The sequence below is a fragment of the Nocardiopsis sp. NPDC006832 genome (assembly GCF_040635885.1).
In the GTDB taxonomy this organism is placed as follows: Bacteria; Actinomycetota; Actinomycetes; order Streptosporangiales; family Streptosporangiaceae; genus Nocardiopsis.
This window is the reverse complement of record NZ_JBEYLC010000003.1, coordinates 32,927-48,071: the sequence shown is the minus strand read 5'-3', so window position 1 is coordinate 48,071 and position 15,145 is coordinate 32,927. Positions and strand designations below refer to the sequence as shown.

At 66.7% G+C, this 15,145-nt stretch carries 16 protein-coding genes; 4 read left to right on the top strand and 12 right to left on the bottom strand.

Features of this window, described 5'->3' with window-relative positions; genetic code table 11:
* Positions 1 to 5: 5 nt before the first annotated feature.
* From ABZ717_RS02160 to ABZ717_RS02140, 5 genes are all read right to left on the bottom strand, one after another.
* Positions 6 to 827 carry a hypothetical protein gene (locus tag ABZ717_RS02160; RefSeq protein ID WP_358504211.1) on the bottom strand — a complete coding sequence of 274 codons (822 nt, stop codon included), beginning with the start codon at positions 825 to 827 and terminating at the stop codon, positions 6 to 8.
* Between the two features lie 75 nt (positions 828 to 902).
* Positions 903 to 1,520, bottom strand: coding sequence for a hypothetical protein (locus ABZ717_RS02155; RefSeq protein ID WP_358504208.1), 618 nt, complete (start codon positions 1,518 to 1,520; stop codon positions 903 to 905).
* Complete coding sequence (locus ABZ717_RS02150; protein WP_358504205.1) at positions 1,517 to 2,389, bottom strand: hypothetical protein; 873 nt, start codon at positions 2,387 to 2,389, stop codon at positions 1,517 to 1,519. The genes ABZ717_RS02155 and ABZ717_RS02150 overlap by 4 nt, the downstream gene beginning before the upstream one ends.
* A 361-nt stretch (positions 2,390 to 2,750) precedes the next feature.
* Positions 2,751 to 3,845, bottom strand: a complete 1,095-nt coding sequence (locus ABZ717_RS02145; RefSeq protein ID WP_358504202.1) for a pilus assembly protein TadG-related protein — start codon at positions 3,843 to 3,845, stop codon at positions 2,751 to 2,753.
* 322 nt (positions 3,846 to 4,167) lie between these two features.
* Positions 4,168 to 4,539, bottom strand: a complete 372-nt coding sequence (locus ABZ717_RS02140; protein WP_358504199.1) for a hypothetical protein — start codon at positions 4,537 to 4,539, stop codon at positions 4,168 to 4,170.
* A 386-nt stretch (positions 4,540 to 4,925) separates the two neighbouring features.
* Between ABZ717_RS02140 and ABZ717_RS02135 the strand changes: the two genes are divergently transcribed.
* Positions 4,926 to 5,312 carry a hypothetical protein gene (locus tag ABZ717_RS02135; RefSeq protein ID WP_358504196.1) on the top strand — a complete coding sequence of 129 codons (387 nt, stop codon included), beginning with the start codon at positions 4,926 to 4,928 and terminating at the stop codon, positions 5,310 to 5,312.
* Between the two features lie 103 nt (positions 5,313 to 5,415).
* On the opposite strand, the gene ABZ717_RS02130 is transcribed toward ABZ717_RS02135, so the two are convergent.
* The gene (locus tag ABZ717_RS02130; protein ID WP_358504194.1) at positions 5,416 to 5,652 is read right to left on the bottom strand and encodes a GntR family transcriptional regulator; all 237 of its coding nucleotides are present in this window, start codon (positions 5,650 to 5,652) and stop codon (positions 5,416 to 5,418) included.
* Between the two features lie 174 nt (positions 5,653 to 5,826).
* Here ABZ717_RS02130 and ABZ717_RS02125 point away from each other — a divergent pair, with 174 nt between their 5' ends.
* Both ABZ717_RS02125 and ABZ717_RS02120 read left to right on the top strand, forming a co-directional pair.
* The gene (locus ABZ717_RS02125; RefSeq protein WP_358504191.1) at positions 5,827 to 6,027 is read left to right on the top strand and encodes a hypothetical protein; all 201 of its coding nucleotides are present in this window, start codon (positions 5,827 to 5,829) and stop codon (positions 6,025 to 6,027) included.
* Entirely contained in the window at positions 6,024 to 6,413 is a 390-nt protein-coding gene (locus ABZ717_RS02120) for a hypothetical protein (RefSeq protein WP_358504189.1), read from the top strand. The genes ABZ717_RS02125 and ABZ717_RS02120 overlap by 4 nt, the downstream gene beginning before the upstream one ends.
* Before the next feature lie 89 nt (positions 6,414 to 6,502).
* Here the strand turns inward: ABZ717_RS02120 and ABZ717_RS02115 are convergent, their stop codons facing one another.
* The 6 genes from ABZ717_RS02115 to ABZ717_RS02090 all read right to left on the bottom strand — a co-directional run bounded on the left by ABZ717_RS02115 (position 6,503) and on the right by ABZ717_RS02090 (position 13,010).
* Complete coding sequence (locus ABZ717_RS02115) at positions 6,503 to 9,043, bottom strand: glycosyltransferase family 4 protein (RefSeq protein ID WP_358504186.1); 2,541 nt, start codon at positions 9,041 to 9,043, stop codon at positions 6,503 to 6,505.
* 570 nt (positions 9,044 to 9,613) lie between these two features.
* A complete protein-coding gene (locus tag ABZ717_RS02110; protein WP_358504183.1) occupies positions 9,614 to 9,988 on the bottom strand; it encodes a hypothetical protein in 375 nt (124 codons plus the stop codon).
* Between the two features lie 466 nt (positions 9,989 to 10,454).
* On the bottom strand, positions 10,455 to 11,105 hold the full coding sequence (locus tag ABZ717_RS02105) for a hypothetical protein (protein ID WP_358504180.1): 651 nt from the start codon (positions 11,103 to 11,105) through the stop codon (positions 10,455 to 10,457).
* Positions 11,106 to 11,160: 55 nt separating this feature from the next.
* Positions 11,161 to 11,658, bottom strand: a complete 498-nt coding sequence (locus ABZ717_RS02100) for a hypothetical protein (protein WP_358504178.1) — start codon at positions 11,656 to 11,658, stop codon at positions 11,161 to 11,163.
* 38 nt (positions 11,659 to 11,696) lie between these two features.
* Complete coding sequence (locus ABZ717_RS02095; RefSeq protein WP_358504175.1) at positions 11,697 to 12,740, bottom strand: OmpA family protein; 1,044 nt, start codon at positions 12,738 to 12,740, stop codon at positions 11,697 to 11,699.
* 57 nt (positions 12,741 to 12,797) lie between these two features.
* The gene (locus ABZ717_RS02090; RefSeq protein WP_358504172.1) at positions 12,798 to 13,010 is read right to left on the bottom strand and encodes a hypothetical protein; all 213 of its coding nucleotides are present in this window, start codon (positions 13,008 to 13,010) and stop codon (positions 12,798 to 12,800) included.
* 661 nt (positions 13,011 to 13,671) lie between these two features.
* On the opposite strand from ABZ717_RS02090, the gene ABZ717_RS02085 reads away from it, so the two are divergent.
* Positions 13,672 to 14,784 carry a TIGR04222 domain-containing membrane protein gene (locus ABZ717_RS02085; protein WP_358504169.1) on the top strand — a complete coding sequence of 371 codons (1,113 nt, stop codon included), beginning with the start codon at positions 13,672 to 13,674 and terminating at the stop codon, positions 14,782 to 14,784.
* The last annotated feature ends 361 nt before the right edge of the window (positions 14,785 to 15,145 follow it).

Genomic DNA, 15,145 nt, shown 5'->3' with positions numbered 1-15,145 from the left:
ACCGTTCATTCGGTCACCGCGTGGTAGTCGTAGGTCTCCCCGTCCCCGTCGGCCGTCTCGTAGCTGAGCCGGCGGGGATGACCTTCCTCGTCGACCCACAGGTCGAACTCGGCGTTCGGTAGAGGCGTCAGCGTGTTGCGGCCGGTGTCGCTGTCGTAGCCGCCCATCGAGGCGGGGAAGTTCCCCGAGTACCGGTGCGCGGTGTGCGTGCTCGCCGGGACCCCCTCCGGGCCCGTTGGCAGACGAACCTCCTCGATCTCCACCAGTTCCAGTCCCACGGCGGACTCCACCAGCGCGTCCATGGTGGCCAGGAGGAAATCCACCGAACACAACCGCAGGTCCGCCTCCGTGGGAGGGTCCAGCAGGGTGAGCCCGTCCAGGCCCTTCTCCGCGGTCATCAGGTGGCCCGCGTCGGCCAGCTCGTACCGGAACACCTCCACGCCCTCCCCGGTCCGGTGGTAGTGCTCGAACTCGACGTCGAGGTCCTCGCCCGCGCGCGCCCAACCCCGGCCCGCCTCCGTGCCCTGCGAGTACTGGGCGTAGCTCACCTGTACCGAGGGCGAGGATCTCAGCTCCTCCGCGGCCATCTCCAGGACGGCCTCCGCGTCCGCGGGGTCGGCTTCCCCGCTCCGCTCCTCGGGTGGATGGGTCTGTGGACTCGGGTCCTCCACCGGGGTGGACACCCCCTGTGAACCGCCGTTGAGGACCAGCCGGGACACCCCCCAACCACTCGCGATGACCGTGAGACAGACCGCGACCACGAGCAGGGTCATCGGCCAGTCCGGGCTCTGCGTCGGAGCCTGGTCCGCCGGGTCGGTGAAAGGCATCGATGTCGACACTGACAACGCCTCGTTTCTGCGGTTCGAAGTGGGGGTGTACCGCCTACGGGGAGTACGACGCGGTCACTCACCGCTCCGTTCGAGCACGACCCGCACATAATCCCTTCCGACACCGACGAAACGGAGGGTGTACTGGATCTCAGGGGACTCCAGGTACCCCTGGAGGAAGCCGAAGGTCTCCGTTTCCGCCAGCGCCCGCAGCAGGCGTCGCGAGCCGTGTTCCCACACCAGCCGCACCGCCGTGCGCGCCGCCACGGTCGAGTCGAACCCGCCCCCGGCGAACAGGTCGTGGAGTTCCTCGGGGGTGAGTCGCAACAGCGTGGCCTCCAACAGGTCCGAGTCCAACAGCCCCAACAGGGCGAGCGCGCAGTCCACCCTCCCCACCGGGTCCGGGGTGGGCAGACAGCGCAGGACCGTCTCCGCGATCTCCACCGGGTCCGGGTCCCCGTCACCGAACGGTGTGCCTTCGTGGTCGGTCGTGGTCGATCCCGGGTCCAGGGCTCGCTCCGCGGCAGTTCCCCACGGTTCGGCCACCCGTGGTGCGATCACGGTGAGCGTGGCCGCGAGCGACGCGATGAGGGTCAGGAGCGCGGCGTACTCCACCACCCCCGCGCCCTGGTCCGGGTGTGGTGGGCGGTGGTCGTGTGCCTTCGCGTCCCGGTGGTGCGGACTCCGGTTCACGCGCCCACCTCCCCGACCGGCCGGGGCGGGCGGGTCTCCAACCGGCGAATGGCCCAGCGGATCCGCTCGCGTTCGGCCCGGGTCGGGTTCCAACCCCGCGCCAGCAGTGCGTCCCGCAGCCGACGCATCAACCGGGCCGGACGACGTTGCAGGTCGTGCACCCCGATCGACACCACCAGCCACCCCGCGTCCGCCATCGCCCGGTAGCGGACGCGGTCCCTGGCGCGCTCGTGCCGGGCCGAATGGTGGGCGGCGCTGTCGTACTCCACCGCCACCCGGTGCTCAGGCCACCCCAGGTCGGCGTGGAACAGCCCCTGCGCGGTCTCCACCGGACACTGGGTCCTGGGCCGGGGCAGACGCGATGCGCACACCATCACCCGGGTCCAACTCTCCGCCGGGGACCGACCGCCCGGATCGGAGAGGTACACCGCCCGCCGTAGCCGGGGCCGCGCACCGCGTGGGTGCCGCGACAGCGCCGCACCCAGCCCCTTCGGATCCACCAGTCCCAGGGCCAGGAACCGATCCAGCGCCGCCGTGGCGTCGTACAGGTTCTCGGCTCCGTGGGCCACGTCCAGCGCGGTGCGGGCCGGCGTGGTCAGCCGCACCCCTCTCAGCAGGGCCCGATCGGCCGGGGCGAGCAGCTCGCGATGGGGGATCACCGCGTGCCGCGACACCTTCTCCACCCCGGCCGGCACCGCCACGTGCAGCCGTGTCCGGGTCACCCTGGTGCCCCGTGGATACAGGTCCACGCCCCACAGGTAGGCGGCGGTGCGACCGAAGGCGAACGCGTCCCCCGACAGCTCCGCCAACACCGGCCGCAGGACGCCCGACAGCAGCTCGCGGTCGGGAGGTGGTGTGCCCAACGGCACGGAGGGCCACCCCGGGTGACGAGGCCGCGGCGGGGGAGGCGTGCTGTGAGGACGGGGGAAGAGCGGGATGCTTCCGTGAGGTACGACGTGTTCTCGCGTCATATCTCAAGGTTCGGCGGCCCGTGTCTTCGCGGCAAGCCCCGATCCCGAACCTGTGGATAACCGAGAACCCCCTGCTCAGAGGGGGTTCTCGGGTGTGGTTCCCAGGCCTAGTGCGGTGACCGAGAAGGTTCACCGGCTCGACCTGTCCCCGTGATCTTGCTACCAGAAGCAAGGAAAGCTCTTTCCTTGCTTCTGGTAGCAAGATCACGGGAGATGAGAACTCATGAGCCGACCCGGGCGAACGTTTCCGGCCACAGGACTAGCGGAAGGGTGGTGGCCCGGCGGACAGGTGGATGTGGTCCACGTGGTCCTGCGTCGGACTTCCCCGGTACCCGGCGGACCTCCTCACGCTCTCCCAGGGTCCCACCGCGTCCCGCGCCGGATTCCAGATGTGGTAATCGTAGATGATCCCCTTGACGTTCAGCTCCTGGTGGTTCTGGATGAGCCAGTCGATCACCTGGATGGCGGTGGCGTGCATGTCCGGCGTCGGCGTCGCGCCCAACTCGGCCATCATGTAGTCCACGGCCTCGCCGTACCCGTGGTCGCTGGTGGGCTCGTCACGGTAACCGCCCGCGGACAGGTAGAAGCCCGGGAACTGGTCGTTGAGCGCCTGGTGGGCGGCGCACATCTGCGGGTGCAGGCTACCGAGGTTCGCGCAGTCCACGATCGCGCCTCCACCGAACACCGAGTTCGGATCGAACTCGTACTGACCCTCCTGGTCGACCAGGTGTACGTCGAACAACCCCGAGGCCTGCTCCGAGTCGCCCACCGGCGAACCGTCACAGTTGATCCCGTCGTCGTCACGACCACAGTCCGCGTCGAGCTCGATGATCGCGATCGCCGCGGCGCTGCCGAAGGACGTCTCGCTCATGTCCTCCTCGCCCTCGCAGACGATGTCGTTCCAGTGCCGCGAGGCGTCCGGCTCCAGCTCCCGCTGGCAGAGCGCGCCACGTACCTCCACCCGGACGATGTTGCCGGAACGTCCCATCACGTTGTCGCTGGCCCGGATGTCGGTGAGCACCGCCCCGTTCTCCCGCGCGAAGTCCTCCGCCCGAGACTCGGCGATCTCCTCGTCGTAGCGGGGCATCGGATAGGAACCACCGGCGAGTTGGTCGGACGCGCTGTCCTGTAGGGCGCTCACCGCGGCCAGGGCGGCGGCGTCCGCCGCCGTCTGGGCCTGGGAACGCTGGTCGTTGGCGAACCCCACCCGCATGAACAGCACGGTGAGCGCCAACAGGGCGATGGTCATGCCGAACAACAGGAGGATGTTGGCCTGGCCGTCGTCGCGGCGTCCCTGGAGGTGCCGTCGACGCCGCGTTCGGGGTCGTTCGGGGCTGCGGAGGATACGTCGCATGCTGGTCCGGGGGTCGTTCCCGCGGGGGAGCGGGGCGGGGGCTCGGGCGGGGCCGCACGAGCCGAAGGCAACGAGCGGCACGGGGACGTAGGCGACCGAACACGAATCGCGCACACCCCCGCGCCGGGCAGCTTAACCCGGCCGGTTCCACCGGTACAGGGTCGACCGGGACATAGCGTCCGGTGCGGGGTCGTCACCGCAGGTGGTGGCGGTGCCGCGCGGAGTGGGGTGACCACAGGCGGCCAGTGACCGCCTCGGGAGACCACCCACGGCACTCACGTCACGCGGAGCCGCTCACGTGGTCTCGGTCGAGCGGACTCGGTCAAGGGGCCGGCGACCGATGGGTGGCGTCGTCGAGGATGTGCGCGATCTCCTGGGCGGCGGCCCGGGCGGTCTCGGTGTCGGTGGCCTCCGCGGCGGCCAGTTCGAGCCGGGCCAGCCGGGCCGCCCGCCGTGGGCAGTTGCGCAACTCCACGAACACACCCCACCGGCGTAGGAACATGCGCACCGGGATCGGATCGCCGGTACGCGAACACAGGTCGCGGACGTAGCGGTGCTGGATGTCGAAGGTCGACAGCGCGTCGGGGGACACCCGACGCACCGCGGCGCGCAGGGCCTTCCCGTCGGCCGGTGGCTCCACTACGGACGCCTCGGGGACCGTGGACGGTTCGGGGCACAGTGGCTCACAGGACATTCGACTCACCTCATCGCAGGTGGACCGGGGGACATGGGTAGAGCATGCGCTGTTCCCAGGGGTGGGACAAGCGAGATCGCGGAACCTGTGGAAAACTCCCCGCTCGGTCGTTGCGCCCGTAAAAGCGGTGGCTCGCCCGGTGGTGCTTTGAGTGGAATGCGCCGGAACCGCCGCGTACGAAGGCACCGGAACGAGCCTCGACACATAGGACCGAAACTCTCCGTGAACGGCCGTGCGCTGTCCGAAACCCCTTGTCGTGGGAAGTCGCGCTCGGCCGAATCTAGGGAAGCCGACCGCGGCGTATTCTGCTGGCCAGGCCATGGCCGCCCTCGGCCGTGGTCGAACGCACGGAGGGTCCAGCGGCCGTGAACCGTCCACCAGAACCCATGGAACAGCTCCCGACCACGCCCTACCCGCGTGCGGCCCTGGCCGCCTGCGCGGCGCCACCGGTGGCGGCCCTGTTGATCGGCCCATTGGCGCGGATCTTCGACGTCTTCGCGATCGAACTGCCCAACGGTGCCGTGTTGCCCATGGGGTACGTGGTGTTCCTGGTGGCCCTGTTCCCGCTTTTCATGCCACCCGACGTCCGCCACCTGGCCTCGCTGGTCTCCGCCGGACTGCTCGCACCATTGGCGGTGGTGTGGCTGCTGTGGTCCGCTCCGGTCGGGGTGTACCTGCTGCCGGTGGTGGGTCTGTCGTTGGCCGCCTGGGCCGTCGACCACCCCAGACTCCTCAGCCGCCCGCAACGCACGGTCGTCCCCGGCGACGGGTAGCGGCACCGGTCAGGGGTGGTCGTCCCCGCTCGTGGGGGTGGCGTCGGGGCGGGCGGCAACGAAGGTGCCGCGCCCGTGCACCGTCACGATGATTCCGCGCCCGTCAGGCTTCTTGGCGTTTGACGTAGGTGCCCTTGCCCTGGGACGTCACGACGAGGTCGCGTTCGATGAGGATCGCGTACGCCTCTCGTGCGGTGCGGCGGGAGACATCGAATCGGGCGCAGACCTCCGCTTCCGAGGGAAGCCGGGAATTAGGTCGGTAGGTACCGTCCTCGATCTGCGCGGCGATGATGTCGGCGATCTGCCGATACATCGGTTCGGGGCCTTCGAGTTCGTGCATAGTTCGACACTAAACGGGTCGGAACGGCCTGTAGCGGGACGTAACGAGACGTGACAAGTTGATACAAGTGCTTTATCGTTGGAAGACCGCGAAAGGCGGGACCCCGGCGACGTACCGCAAATACGTCCCGGGGCCGTGGCCGACCTGAACAGACAGGACGACATGAAGACCCTAATGGCAATCCTCGCCCTCCTCGTACGACTGTCCCGGCCCAGCCGTGGCTGGCACACCACCTACGACACCTACCTGGGCGCCCTGCGCACCGAATTCAGCGTCGGCCGCGCACGTCGCGTGCGCCGGGCCCGACGCGTACGTCGTTACGTCGAGTCACTCCCCACCCTCGGGGAGCCCACCCTCGGGGAAGCGGTCGCATGACAGCCCTCGACATCCTCACCCATGACGACAGCGCCCACACCGAGGAACTGGTTCGCCACCTCACCCACCTCCTGCGGCACCCCGGCGGTCCCGTGCACGCCCGAGCCGACCTCGACCGGGCGGACATGACCTTCTCCCGACTGGATCGGATGCTCAGGCAGGGTCGGTCACTGCCCAGCTCCTGGCACATCGACCCCTACGCCTCGGACACCGAACACTCCCGCATCACCGACCTGTACGACCAGGTGAGCGAGGAACTGCGCACGCTCGGAGACACGAACCTCTCCCGGCGGGCGTTGACCCGGGCGGGGGATCGGTGGGGCAGGCTCGACACCGCGCTCCGCTTCGGGGCGCCCCTGCCCGAACCCTGGTGGCCCTCGCCCTGACCCTGGAATCACCCTGGGCCACGCACGGGGCGCGGGTTCGACCACCCGCGCCCCGTCGACCGTGCTCCGACCACTCGCCCCCGGCCTCGTCAGCGGAACCGTCGATTCAGCCCATCCACCAAGTGCACGTCGGCGACGGTCAACAGCACGTCCCCCGAGTCCAACGGCGCCACCGTCGCCGACCGCACGTACACGCCGCGACTCCACGCGCGATTGGTGCTCGGGAAGATCGCGTTGGCACCCAACCGTCCCAACGCCCCAGGCGGCCCGGCCAACAACCGCAGCTGCCACTGCGCCCGCAGGTTCTTCGTCCCCAGGTGGTCGCCATGTCGCAGCAACGGCAACCGGCCCGCCAACCGCGCCTCCTCCTGGCCGGACGCCGCCGCCACCGCCTCCAACGGGAAACGCCGGCCCGCGTCGGTGCCGCGCACCACCTCCAGCGCGTACGACACCCCCTCGGGCAACGACGAACCCAGCAGCACCTCCAGGCGCAGATCCTCCCCACGTCGCCCACCCGGACGGACCCGGACCGACTCCACCGGAATCGTCGGCGCCAACGGAGACGTCTTCAACCCCAACCGGTCGTTGATCGTGTAGTACGGACGCACCTTGGTCCCGGGCCCATAGGTGGGTTTCACCGGCTGGGCGGCGTACTCGATGATCTTCTTGTAACCCACCACACCGGACAGGTGACGGCCCACGGTGCACTCGGTCCCGTCGGACAACACCAGCCGCAACTGCCACTTGTCGGAATCGCCGTGCCGCCCGCGTGCGACCGTTTCCGGGTCGATCACCGCCGTGAACTCGCCCCCGTGCGCGACCGCCGACGGAAACTCGTGGCGGGGCTGCGGGGAGCCGTGCAACCGCACCACCATGCGAGCCCGGGCGTCGGGCTGTGACCGGCCCAGCATCCGTCCCTGCACGGTGATGAGACCATCGGCGACCTCCACGTGTTCGACCTCGGCGTGGTGTCGCGAACTCCGCACCTGCAGGATCAACCGACCCTTCGGGGAACGCGCGGGGATCACCAGGGCCAGATCGCTCATGTGCGCGCTGGACAGCGGAAACCCGTGCTGGTGGATGGTCACGTCCCGCACCGGCGTCTCCTTCCCGACCTCCTGGTTCAGGGCGTCCACGGAGTCCAAGGCGTCCATGGCGTCCGTCCGCTCCGAGGAACCATCGACCCGGCTCACCTGCCAGGTCCCGGTGGTCAGGTCCAGTTCGGCGGCGTCCACCAGGACCCGGCCATCGGGCTCCGGGATCAGCTCCACCCGCCGTTTCTCCGTGGTGAGCACCACCGCGTCCGGCACCCGCGAGTCGAGCGGGTCTTGCACCTGCCCGGACTCCGTGCTCGGCCCGAAGTCCAACTCCGTCACCCCGTCCGGACCCACCTGGACCCGGCACGACGCCGGCATCTCCGCCCGCGGCATCGGCAGGTGCGGGACCGGGTTCGCGGGCATGCTCGCCCCGGCCAGCTCGTGGAAGAGCTCCTCGTGCCGGCGCACCACGTTCACCGGGTCGAAGCGTTCCGAATCGCTCAACGCCGCCGCCGACATGCGCCGCCGCAACCCGTCATCGCCCATCAGGTGCGCCAACCCCTCCGCGATGCCCGGGGCGGACTTGTTGGGGACGAGCAGGCCGTCCTCCTGGTGTCGGATGATCGACGCCGGCCCGTGCGGGCAGTCCGTGCTCACCACGGGCAGCCCCGAACGCATGGCCTCCACGATGGTCATCCCGAACGGCTCCTCACTGGAGGTGACCGCCGCGAACGCGCCCTGGGCCCACGCCTCCTCCACCCGAGGATGCGGACCCATCAGCCACACCCGATCCTGCAACCCCAGCTTGCCCACCAGTCTGCCGATCGCCCCGCGTCTGCTGCCGCGCCCGTAGATGCGCAGGGTCCAGTCCGGGAACTCGTCGCTGACCATGGAGAACGCCTGTACCAGCAGATCGTGGCGTTTGCTGGGGGCGAGCCGGCCCGCCGCGACGATCGTGCGGGTGTTGTGCCCGTTGACGGTGAACGGCGGCGCCGGCACCGAGTTGGGGATGGACAGCAGCCGCACACCCGGCAACGGCATCCGCTCGGAGTAGGTGCGCGCGTCGGCCTCGGTGACCGTGACGAAGGCGTCCAGGTGCGGATACTCCTCCGCCATGACCTGGCGCAGTTCGTCGGAGTGCTGCTCGTAGGTGAGGTGTTCCTGGCCGACCTTGACGATCCGATTGGGCGCCGCCCGAGCGATCACCACGTTCAACCCGGGGCGGGTGCCCACGACCACGTCGGCGTCGGTGGTGGCCAGGTACTCCTCCAACCGGTCGTCGGTGAGGCGGCTGTGCGTGGAGCCTCGGCCGTCCTCCGGAGGAAAGAGGATCGGTGGCAGACCGGCACGTTCCGAACCTTCGTACAGCGGACGCCCGCCGACCCCGGTGGCCTGGTCGTCCTTTTGCCGGATGTCGACCAGTGGGCGCAGGGTGACCTGGGCGGGGACGGGAAGGACGGGGTCCGCGCGGTGCCGGAACACCGAGACGATCTCCACCTCGTGCCGCGCCGACAGGGCCGCCGCCTGGTTGGCGACCGTACGCACGGTGCCGCCGATGCCGTACATGTCGTTGATCAGATAGGCGATCTTCATTGAGCCCCCATGCTCCGGCACCACCCTTCGCACGTCCACGAAGGCGACGCCCGTGTCTCCCTGCGCCCACACCGAGCCGCGCCTCCCAGGGGAGGTGGTGCGGGGGTGAGCGATCAGATTATGAGGAGGAATGGGGGCAAAAGTTCTGATCTGTCCACTACTGTCCGAAGATTTGCCGGTATCTGTGGGGGTTTTGCGGCGATTCCGAACAGCGGAAACCGGAGCGTGAAAGTGGGGGCCGACAGCGTGCCACGCGGGTGGGCGAGAGCCGGCGAGATCGTGGAGCGGGCGCACGACAAGGAGGACACGACACGCGGTCGTGCGCCCGACCACGGCACGGGAACCCGCAGAGATACCCGTGGTCTGAGAACCCGCTCCCCCGCCTTTGCAAGGGGTGCTCGAAGAGGCAGGGGAGCGGGGCGGAGGCGACACGGTGGATTCCGACTCGTCCGGTACGAGACCGGAACGGTTCCCGAACGACCCTCCGGGGTTCGGGAACCCCCAGGCCGCGGAACCGTACCTACCGGGTGGGGCCCGCCCCCCACACCGGCGCCGCCTCCTGGTCCGGGGTCACCCGCCGAGCGGGGACCGCGAGATCCGAACGCCCTCGGAGGGCGCCATGGCCGGCCGCGCGGGCTCGACGATGAGCGGCCATCGGCGCGCTCCGGTTTCGGCCTCGCCGGGAGTGAGGGGTGGGGGTGCATCACCGTGCGTCGGAGGGTTACGGACGGCGATCAGACTCAGGAGGGTCAACCGCTGGAGCGTTCGCGCCAGGGTGTCCGCGTGCCGGGGCCTGGGGCCTCGAACCACCCGTTTGGGCAGGGGCGATGTCGCGCCCCGGGAGGCGGGTGAGAGGGGGACGTCCGGTGCGGCGGAGGCGCCGGAGGCCGCGGTGGTGGGGGAGGTTCCGGGGACTGCGGACATGTTGGCAGGTGTGCTGTCCAAGACGGTTCCTGACGAGTCGGGGGCTCGTTGTCGGACGGGCCGAGGGCGGATGGCGGGGGAAACACCCGTGGGTCCGTCGGGACGCGGAGAAGTAGGCCACTTCCTTTTCCACCGAGCAAACGTGTGGTGGAAGACCTACGTCTCATGTTCCATGCTTGGCAACGCTGCGTTGCCTTCTATGGACACTCTGCCGGATGAGAGGGAAAAAGTCGTGGCCCGAAGGTGACTTTCCGTGGCCGAATCCGGCCACCATGGGGGACTTGCAGGTCGCAGAGGGTGAGTGACACCGATACGGCTGTGCTGCCCTGGGAGTTGGTGCGGCCGGTGCGGTGAAGGCCGGGGGCCGGGGCCAGGAAACGGCGAAATGGGCCTCCGGGACGACTCACGGATGGCCTGAGGGGTCGCGTGTGAGCGAGCTCAGAGCGCGCGACGCCGGGGCTGCTTCGGTGGGGGAGCTGCGGCGGCCTCAGTAGGACTTGGTGCTCTGCCAATACGACCAGGCCTGGCATGGGGTGCCGTAGGTGCTCTCGATGTAGCTCAGCCCCCAGTCGATCTGCACCGAGGCACTGTTCTGGAAGCCATCCGGCATGGCTCCGTGCACGGCGGGATTGAATCCGACGATGCCGTGCGTGCCGTACTCCGGGTCGACGATGCTCGGGTCCCAGCCGGACATCTGGCTCCACATGCTGTCCAGACAGGTCCACTCCTGGTCGGTCCAGCCGTAGGCCGTGGCGGACTGCATGGCGATGTTCTGGTTGTCCGCGTGGTTGTTGTCGCCGCCGCCACCCCACTCGTATTCCTCGGGGTCCTCGGGCCGGTCGTGATCCACCCAGGTCTCGTCACCACACTCGGGTCCGCCGACCAGACAGACCATCTGGCGTACCCCGTTGTTGAAGGTGGAGCTGATCTCGCTCTGGTAGACGAGCGTGATGATCGCGGCGGCGAAGACGGTGACGACACCGATCTCTACGAAACCCGCCCCACGGTCACCGTTCTCCCGTTGGGCAGGACGGAACCAGCACAGGGCTTTGTTGAGCCGGCGGTTCACCCGGCCTGAGGGCCTGGTCGAAGAGTCCCGTCGTGAATCCCCGAGTTCGGGGCGGTGGGGAGTGGTCAACGCCGCCTCCAGCGGAATCCAGGTGTGGGGGAGTGAGTGGTCGTCGGGTCAGCGGTCAGGAGATCGGAATGTCCTCGATCGGCTCGAAGCCAGGGATCTCCAGGGTGATGGCGTCCACGTCCTCAGGCACGGAGTACATAGACCAGTAGGCGACTTGTTCTCCTGGACCAATGTTCTCCTTGAAGTCGATTGACAGTTTCCCCGAACAAAGGCAATCATTTTCGCCATCCATGACAGGGTGGTATCTGTTTGATCCATCCGAGGATATGGCAGTGACGCCTGAGAAATAGGCAGTCATGCTGTACATGTAGGAATTTCCAGTGAGCCAATCGACAAAGACCTCACGGTTTCCGTTGTTTTTGACACTCCAAGTGACGGAAAGCAAGGAACCGGATTCGTTTCTTTCTGACGTATGTGCTTCTACGGAAAGCCCAGTGCTTTGATCCTCATTTGACTCCGCAACGCCCAGGGAATCCAATGTTTCTGTTCTTGGGGCTTGAGCGGCTAGAACGCTTGAGGCCGTACTCAGTGGTAGCACTGTTACCAGTGCCATGACTCCAAAGGCTCGGTACCACTTAGTCACTGATCCCCCTATTTCTCGAAAGTGACGCTGACGCGACGGTTCCGTTCGCGCCCCTCCTCGGTTTCGTTGTCTGCGATTGGGTTGGCTGACCCATGTCCTTCGACCTCGAAGGTAATTCCTTGTCGGGTGATTAGTTCATCCAAGGTGGATTCGACGCTCTCCGCCCGTTCCTTGGACAGGGGGAGATTGATCGAGTCATTTCCGGTGTCGTCTGCGTGTCCGTCGACAGAAACAACTGATGAACCTGCATCGTCGATTTCCTGAGCAACTTGCTCTAGGATCTCCTGTGCATCATCAGTCAAATCAGAACTGTTCGTGTCAAAAAGAACATCAGAGGACAATATGATGCTGACCTCTTCAGCGCTTTCTGCGCGTCCGGTTTGGTCCTCTTTAAGGCTATCTGAGATCATTGAAAGATCGAGTATCCTGGGTTCTTCCAGGTTTGCATTTTCGATGGATTCCGAAGCTTCTGTGATGGGTATATCCATCATGGGTGGAGACATTGGAGTTAGTATAGTCATTGATTCAAGATCGCCTGGAGGTTCAGGATAAATGACCCAAAGTGTCTCAGTGTTCCCGCTCCCAATGGAGCCATCAAGTTGATTGCAGAAGCACTGTCCGCTGCTTTGGTTGTAGCTTAGGTAGCGTTTCTGGTTAGCATCATCGATGAGGCTGATATCGCTAGCGGTGAGATGGTTCTCCTCGGAGAGTCCGAAACCAAGATCAAAGGGATCCGAGGAATTATTTGTAATTCCAATCCGAAGGCGTAGTAGGTCACTTTCAAGTCGTTCTAAGGCGTAGACATCGATTTGGAGCTCGGAGCCGACCCTAGAAGATGTGGTGATCGAGCTCGCAATGACCTCGTTCCCAGATTGACCTTCCGGGGGTGCGGATGCTTCAGGGGAGGCAGATGGGTCGTGGTCCCCTTCATCTCCCTGAGGATCCGAACTAGTGACGCATCCAGAGACGAAAAGAAGAAGTGCAGTTGAAGCTGCAGCTGGCCAAATCCTTCTTTGGTAACTTCTTTGGGAAGTTGGGTTGGTGGGGATCACAGTCTTCCCGTTCCTATGGTTCCTCTGTGTGTGGCGATACTTAAATCAGGAGAGTTTCTATTCGACGGTGAACACCCTGCTGATGGCGGACGTGATCCCCTGGATGATGAGGGTTCCGATGTTGCTGCTGTAAAGGACGGCGGCCACGATGCCGACGAACACGATGATGGCTCCGTACTCGACGAAACCGGCGCCCTTGTCCTTGTGCTCGCTCTCCTGCGGCATGACCATGGTGCTGGCCTTGGCCCAAAGATTGTGAGTGAAGTTCATGGGGGTGACTCCTTACCGGGGGTGGGGCTACGTGGACTACCGCTACTGCGCGGCAACCCGATGATGGACCTGGGGCTTGGGTCCGCCGGCGCTTGTGACGGGGGCTCTGTGACCCCTCATCACTCCACTATCGAATAGGAGGCGGTGCACTACGCCGGCCTCTGACCGGATGTGGCCAGGCCCGTTGACGTCACGTTCATTGCAGCGCAGCCGGCCCGAGATTTCTGGGGGTTTCCGTGAAATCCCAGGTGAATGCCGGTGCGCATTGAGTTCTGTGTTCACGTGGCCGCCGCTTCGTGTGACCGCTCGACTTCCCTCGGCCCCATGATCGCACGCACTTCTCTGATACGTCACGAGTGGGTGCATTCACCCAGTTCAGGGCGTTGGTGTTCGACATGGCCGATCTCCACGGCTCGTATTCTGGTACCTGGTTCCAACTAACCGGTCGCTCATATGGCCGAGCAGGTCAGCACCCCCTTCTCACCGCAGGTCACAACTTCACCGTGAGCACCAGCGGGTGGAGAACCACCCGGGGACTTCGGTCTTCTCAACCAGGGACAGTCCCTCGGTCCCCGCCTCTGTCTCTGGCTTCACCCTTGGAACCTGTGGACGGGGAGACTCCGGTCGAACCCGGTCCTGCGAGCCTGAAAGGCCCTCAACCTTGGACGATTACGCGTTCCCCCTCACCCTTGTGGGGATGGCCCTCGGTGCGTTGCTCCTGGGGTTGTCACTGGGTGGATGGCCGGCCCTCCGCCTGATCAGGTCAGACCGCGCTATCCGCCGCCACATCGAGCAGATCCCACCACCGCTCCACTACACGGCCGTGGACTCCCTCCCCCCGACGGAGTTGGCCTATCTGGCCGGTGGGGCCAGGCGAGTGGGGCAGGTCGCGTTGATGGACCTCCTCCTGACCAAGAGGGCCCGGATCCAGCGTCACGGTGGGCTCGTCACCCTGACCGGACGAGTCACGCCCTACGCCGTTGAGCAGGACCCGATCCGACGGGCCGCCATCGCCGCCTGTAGAGGGCGGGTGGCCGTCACCCCCAAGGAGATCGTCGAGAAGGTCGCCGATAGCGGCGCCGTTGACGAGGTGCGCCGTGGGTCGGTTTCCCGTGGGCTCGTGGCTGATTCCGATGAACTCACCGCGTTGATCGAGCGACGAAGCAGCGCGAAGTACCTGTCGAAGGCCTGTCAGATCATCGGCTGGTTGCTGGTCGCCGCCTGCGCGCTCATGCAGTTCTTCGGTTCAGGGCTGAACTTGTGGGCCATGACCGGACTGATCTTCGGTGTGGCTTTGAGCGTGCCCGGCGCGTTCGCCATGGCCCAGGCGTCGCGCTCCTCCAACCCTCTGGAGGACAAGCACACCGAGTTCATCTCCCGGACCGAGGCGGGCTGGTCGTTGCTGCGGGAGGCGACCGAGAGGTACCCGCTGGCAGGGATCGTCGGACAGGAGATGGACCGTAACGCCGCGCTGAGGATCTGTGCGCTGCACGGACCGACTCGGATGAGCGCGCTGGGCAAGGCGTTGGCGACGAAGGCGCCGCACACACGAGGAAGCGCATCGGACTCCACCGTCGTGGCCGGTGGCGGTGAGGTCGCACAGACGGAACCGTTCGATGGCGAGGTCTTCTCCTGGACCGAGGCCTGCGATCTCGCCTCGGACTGTGTGGGCACCGGTTCCAGTGGCGGATTCGGTGGCGAGGGCGGCTCCGGTGATTCCGGGGGATCCGATGGCGGAGGCGGCGACGGGGGAGGTGGCGGAGGCGGTGACTGAGACGGAGCCTGGGCCTTCGCGGTGTCCGGGCCATGTCCGGGACCGTTATCGGGATGAGGGTCCGTCGGCCCGGCCGTGCCCTGGTGACCCGCGTTCGGTTCCCTGCCCGGTCGCACAGGTTGAGGATCCGTCACGCCCGGTCCACCGCCGCTGAGCGATCCGAGTGACCCGTTCACCGCTCCCGGACTCACCGCGCAGCACCTCCCAGACCCGGAGCCGGGGCCCGGTTCGGATAAGGCCCCAGGCCCGCTATGTGGCCTAAGCGTGATCATTCTTCGTTGGGAGGTCGGCACAGGTCACGGCCGATGGCTGCTCGTGTGGCCACATGCGGCCAGTCCTGCACCATGTCTCCGGCCGACAT